Annotated in this window: 4 protein-coding genes and 1 pseudogene; 1 reads left to right on the forward strand and 4 read right to left on the reverse strand. The window is 68.0% G+C overall.

The window, feature by feature from the left end; genetic code table 11:
- Positions 1-137: 137 nt before the first annotated feature.
- The 4 genes from QQK43_RS22530 to trxA form a co-directional block, all read right to left on the reverse strand.
- Positions 138-1838 (reverse strand): hypothetical protein, encoded by a 1701-nt coding sequence (locus QQK43_RS22530; RefSeq protein WP_284309539.1) that lies wholly within the window; start codon positions 1836-1838, stop codon positions 138-140.
- Positions 1839-2001: 163 nt separating this feature from the next.
- The gene (locus QQK43_RS22535) at positions 2002-2256 is read right to left on the reverse strand and encodes a type B 50S ribosomal protein L31 (RefSeq protein ID WP_234262884.1); all 255 of its coding nucleotides are present in this window, start codon (positions 2254-2256) and stop codon (positions 2002-2004) included.
- 153 nt (positions 2257-2409) lie between these two features.
- Entirely contained in the window at positions 2410-3672 is a 1263-nt protein-coding gene (gene rho / locus QQK43_RS22540; RefSeq protein ID WP_234262885.1) for a transcription termination factor Rho, read from the reverse strand.
- Positions 3673-3902: 230 nt separating this feature from the next.
- The gene (gene trxA, locus QQK43_RS22545; protein WP_234262886.1) at positions 3903-4238 is read right to left on the reverse strand and encodes a thioredoxin TrxA; all 336 of its coding nucleotides are present in this window, start codon (positions 4236-4238) and stop codon (positions 3903-3905) included.
- Between the two features lie 110 nt (positions 4239-4348).
- On the opposite strand from trxA, the pseudogene QQK43_RS22550 reads away from it, so the two are divergent.
- Positions 4349-5824: pseudogene (locus tag QQK43_RS22550) on the forward strand (PD-(D/E)XK nuclease family protein); the annotation flags it as partial.

Below are 5824 nucleotides of genomic sequence, written 5' to 3' on the forward strand. Positions count from 1 at the left end.
TCGATCACCCCAGCCGCTACCAAACTGCACGGGCCGGTCTGGCCGCCTCAACGGCGGCCACACTCTACCGCGCCAGTCAGATATGAAGATACAAGCCACACCCACCACGGCTTCCGCGTCTGGTCTCGGGTGGGCCGTCAGTGGCGCACGCGCTGGTAGATCAGCAGGCTTTCTTTGCGGTCGGTCAGGCGCCGCACGGTGGCCCGAAATGCCCAGTCGGTCAGTTGCACGCGCTCATCGAGCGTGGGCTGGCTGTCGGGATCGACGACCAGCGTGCGACAGGCTTGGCCACTTTCCGCGCTGTCGGTGCGGACCAGCGTCAGGCGACCGTGATAGCCGAGTGCGGCGATCTGCGCCTGACTCAACCCGTCCACCAGCACGCAATTGCCCGGGGGCACCAGGGAGGCGATGCGCCGGCTGATCGGGCCGTAGCTGCGCGCATGATCGAGCAGAGGCAGCCACAGGCTCATCAACAGCAACCAGCACAGCGTGCTGCCGGCGGCCGGCAGCACCAGACTCTTCCACAGAGCTTTGCGGTGCGCACCCACGCGCCACGCCACCAGAACCAGCCAGGCCCCGGTGGCCAGCGCGGCCACCAGTAGCAGGCCGAAGGAGAACTCGGGCACGAAACCTGGGGCGAGCCGGGCCACGTTGGCCGCGGGTTTGGCCGGCACCCCCGTCATCATGGAGAGCCAGACCACCCACACGATCAAGGCACAGCTGCTGAAGAACAGCAGGGTGAACCAATCGATCAGGGCCGACATGCTGCGCCGCAAGGTGGGCAAGGCGAATGCGGCCAGGGCGGCCCAGGCGGGCAGCGACAGCAGCAAGGCCCGGTCGAAGCCCGGATTGAAGGCGCTGTCGAGAACAAGGCAGGCCACCACCCACAGGGGCAGCGCCAGATGCGGCGCGCGCCACTGGCGGCGCCAGCGCCAGAGTGTCCAGAGTGCCAGCGGCCAGGCGGGCCAGGCGAACCAGAGCAGCAAACGCGACCAGCGTTGCCAGCCGGCAAAAGTGGTATCGGTCAGCGCGAACCAGGACTGGGGCAGTGCCCAGACCCCCAGCCCGCACAGTACGGCAGCCGCCAGGAGCATGGCCATGCGCTGCAGACGGACCCGGCCGGCGGCTGCACCGGGGGGCTGCGGCGCGATCACGAGCAGCAGCGGCAGCACGGCACCGAGTGCGAGCGCCAACCAGGGGGCGCCACTCGACACCAGGGCGCCCAATCCGAGCACCCAGCCCAGCCAGCCGGCGCCGGACCACAGGCCATCCGGCAGCGCCAGCCGGGCGGCGCCGTAGAGCGCCGCCGCCGTGGCACACAGGCGCACCAGATCCGGGGTGGTTTCGTGGCCCAGTTGCGCCAGGCCCAGGCTCGCCATCAGGGCCAGCAGGCCGGCATCGGCCAGGGCGCGGGCGTAGTCGGTGGGATGGGCTTCGCCACCGAATGCCAGGGTCACCGGCTGGGCCGCCGGTTGCCGGGCGAGGTGGAAGACCGCGTACCAGGTCAGTGCCAGCGTCAGCGCCAGCAGGGCCGCGAACGCCAGACGCACCGCCAGATCGGGCGAGAGAAATGGCAGGGCCTGGATGGCTGCCGCCCCGAGCCAGAAGGGCAGGGGGCCGGTCTCGCCGAGCGGCACGCCGAGCACCTGCGGAATGCCGAGCCCAGAGCCGCTGGCCATGCCCAGCATGGCGCCGAAGGCTTCGACATCGTTCACCTTCCAGGGCTCGCGGCCCAGAAAGCCTGGCAGCACGTAAGCCAGGCAGAACATCAGCAGGATCAGGCGGGGCAGCCTGCGCACGGCCGACTGGGTGACGATGGCGGGGGTGGTGGCGTTCACTGCGCGTGACTATACAAGTCTGGAGAGGGTGGGCGGATGAACGGGCAGGGCAACGGCGCCCAGGGGGAGATGTGCGGCGGCTGGCGCCACAAAGCAAAACAGCCGGCGCTGGGGCCGGCTGTTGCGTGACTGCGGACAAGGGCGCCGGACAGACCGGCGCCGATCACTTGGCAGCGGTCTTGGCGTAGCGGTTGCGGAAGCGCTCGACGCGGCCACCCATGTTGTCCACGCTCTTTTGCGTGCCGGTGTAGAAGGGGTGCGACTCGCTGGAGGTATCCAGCTTGAACAGCGGGTATTCCTTGCCGTCGAACGTGTCGGTTTCCTTGGTCGGCACGCACGAGCGCGTCACGAACTTGAAGCCGTTGGACAGGTCCACGAACAGCACTTCGCGGTAATCGGGGTGAATGCCTTCTTTCATGGCAATTCCTTGGTTCAGGTGCGACAGCCGCGGAAGAACCGTTCTTCCGTACTTGCCACAAGTTGCAAAGCTTTCAATTGTACCACCCCTGTTGCGCACGACCCCCAAAAGGAGCGTGCCACGGGGGGAGGCCGCGTCAGCGGCACAGGGGACTTATCCCCCTCTGCGCATCATGTCGAAGAACTCGGAGTTGTTCTTCGTCGCCTTCATGCTCTTGAGCACCATTTCCATGGCCTCGATCTCGTCCATGTTGTACATGAACTGGCGCAGGATGCGGGTCTTCTGCAGGATCTCGGGGGCCAGCAGCAGTTCCTCGCGGCGGGTGCCGCTGCGGTTGAGCTGGATCGAGGGGAAGACGCGCTTTTCGTACAGGCGGCGGTCGAGGTGGATTTCGCTGTTGCCGGTGCCCTTGAACTCTTCAAAGATCACTTCGTCCATGCGGCTGCCGGTGTCGACCAGCGCGGTGGCGATGATGGTCAGCGAACCGCCTTCTTCCACGTTGCGGGCGGCGCCGAAGAAGCGCTTGGGGCGCTGCAGGGCGTTGGCGTCGACACCGCCGGTCAGCACCTTGCCGGAGCTGGGCAGCACGTTGTTGTAGGCGCGGGCCAGTCGGGTGATGGAGTCCAGCAGGATCACCACGTCCTTCTTGAGCTCGACCAGGCGCTTGGCGCGCTCGATCACCATTTCGGCCACGTGCACGTGGCGTGCCGCCGGCTCGTCGAAGGTGGAGGCGATCACGTCGCCGCGCACGGTGCGCTGCATTTCGGTCACTTCTTCCGGGCGCTCGTCCACCAGCAGCACCATCAGCTCCACCTCGGGGTGGTTGGCCGTGATGGCGTGGCAGATGTGCTGCATCATCACCGTCTTGCCGCTCTTGGGCGGGGCGACGATCAGCGCGCGCTGTCCCTTGCCGATGGGCGAGATGATGTCGATGACGCGGCCGGTGATGTTTTCTTCGCTCTTGATGTCGCGTTCCAGGCGCATCTGCTGCTTGGGAAACAGCGGCGTCAGGTTTTCGAACATCACCTTGTGCTTGTTCGCCTCGGGCGGCAGGCCGTTGATGGCGTCCAGCTTGTTGAGCGCGAAGTAGCGTTCGCCATCCTTGGGGATGCGCACTTCACCCTCGATCATGTCGCCGGTGTGCAGGTTGAAGCGGCGGATCTGGCTCGGCGAGATGTAGATGTCGTCGGTGGACGCCGTGAAGCTGGTGTCCATGTTGCGCAGGAAGCCGAAGCCGTCGGGCAGCACCTCCAGCACGCCGTCGGCGTTGACCTGCTCGCCGGCCTTGGCGCGCTTCTTGATGATGGCGAACATCAGCTCCTGCTTGCGCATGCGGCCGGTGTTCTCGATTTCCAGGGCTTCAGCCTGCTTGAGCACTTCGGACACGTGAAGTGCCTTGAGTTCGTTCAGGTGCATCAGAATCGCTCCGCAAAAGGAGTCTGGTGTGTCGAAATCAGGGGGAGGGGGCGCTTGGGTCCGGGAACCGGGACGTTGCGCTGATCAGAGAGGCTGGACCGCGAGGGTCAGCAATTGCGCGGATTATGACAGGAAAAACCGCTCCGGCTGGCGGGGAATCTTGCCAAAAAAAACCGCCAGCGGCGGCAGGCAAGCCAAACGGGCGGCCAAGGCCGCCCGCATCACGGCGCTCAGGCCGCCAGTTGCTGGTCCAGGAACGCGGTCAGCTGGGCTTTGCTCAGCGCGCCCACCTTGGTGGCGGCGACCTGGCCGTCCTTGAACAGGATCAGCGTGGGAATGCCGCGAATGCCGAACTTGGCGGGGATTTCGCGGTTTTCGTCCACATTGACCTTGGCGATCTGCAGCTTGCCGTCGTAGCTGCCGGCCACTTCGTCGAGGATCGGGGCGATCATCTTGCAGGGGCCGCACCATTCGGCCCAGAAATCCACCAGCACCGGCGCCTTGGCGCTCAGCACATCGGCCTGGAAAGTGGCATCGGAAACGTGTTTGATCAGATCGTTGGCCATGGTGGGTCCTACGCGTTTTTCTCAACAGGGGGGATGGGCACGGATCGTGGCAGGCATACTCGGCCGGCCAGCCGCAAAACAGGGTTGATTGTGACAGAAACGCTATTTCCATGACGCCGGCCAGCCCACCCATCCCTGACGCCGCCGGGGTCGGCAGACCCGGCCCGAACGACTGTCTTTTGCCGGTCGACGCCCAGTGGGACGCGCTGCTCCTGCGTGTGCGCCAGTGCATCGATGCCCACGGGGCCGACCCGGGCCGGGTGCTGGTGCTGGTGCCGTACGCCCAGATGATGGATGCCGGGCGCCGTGCCTGGGCCCGCCACCAGCCGCAGGGCTTTGCACCCCGCTTTGAATCCACCCGCAACTGGGCGGCCAGCCTGCAGCCCTTCTTGCCCGGTCCCACCGACATGGCCGCCGACGGCGCGCGCGACAGCCTGGTCGCTGCGAGCCTGCTGGATCGCGTGGCCGGTCGCCAGCTCGACCCTGGGCTGCGCGCCACGCTGGTGAGCCGCCTGGTCGACACCGCGCGCCAGCTCGCGCCGTTGGCCGCGGCCCAGGCGCCCGCGGACCGCGCGCGTTGGGAGGCGGAACTGCGCCCCCAGCTCGCCACCGGCAGCGCCCTGTTGCAGTGGGAAGGGCTGGTGGCCTCGGTGGCGCTGGCTTGGGCGGGCTTGTCGGGCTACGCCACCGATGCCTTGTGGAGCGACCAGGCCGCACCCGGTGTGGCGGCGGACCTGCTGCTGCTCTTGCCCGGCTTCCAGAATGACCCTCTGGCCGAAGCCTTGCTTGCCCGTTGGGGGGGGCGGGGACTGTCTCTTGAATGGCCGGAGAGCCGCCCCGACCCAGTGGCCATCGGAGCCATCGCACCATGGCCCGAGCCCGTGTGCCTGCACGCATGCGACGACGCCGAGGACGAGGCCGGCCGCGCCGCTGCGTGCGTGCTGGCCCACGTGCAGGCAGAGCGGCAGCCCGTGGCGCTGGTCGCCCTGGACCGGTTGCTCACGCGCCGCATCGGCGCGCTGCTGGCCGGCGCCGGCCTGAGCGTGCGCGACGAGACCGGCTGGAAGCTGTCCACCACGCACGCCGCGGCCCGCGTGATCAGCCTGCTGCGCGCGGCCGATCGCCATGCGCGTACCGACGCCGTGCTCGACTGGCTCAAGCAGGCGCAGCGCTGGCCGGATGCCGCGGTCGATCCGCTGGAGCGCTTGGTGCGCCTGCATGGCCTGCCGGCCTGGCGCCGTGTGCCGACCCATCCGGACACCATGGCCGCGGTGCCTGACGGCGTGGTCGACTTGCTGGCCGGTTTGCAGGCTGCGCGCCCGCTGCGCGCCTGGCTCGAAAACCTGGCGCAGGCGCTGCGTGACAGCGGTGACTGGGATGCGCTGGCGCAAGATGCCGCTGGCCAGCGTGTGATCGAGGTGCTGCGTCTGCAGGCGGGCGCGGCCCACGAACTGGCCGCGCTGACCGGCGATGCCGCCGAAGGCGAGGGCCCGGCCCCGGCGCCGCGCCGCTGGTCACTGCCGGCGTTCACCGCCTGGGTGCGCGACGCGCTGGAGGCCGCCAGTTTCCTGCCCGAGCAGGCCGGG

This window comes from Hydrogenophaga electricum (genome assembly GCF_030160815.1).
In the GTDB taxonomy this organism is placed as follows: Bacteria; Pseudomonadota; Gammaproteobacteria; order Burkholderiales; family Burkholderiaceae_C; genus Hydrogenophaga; species Hydrogenophaga electricum.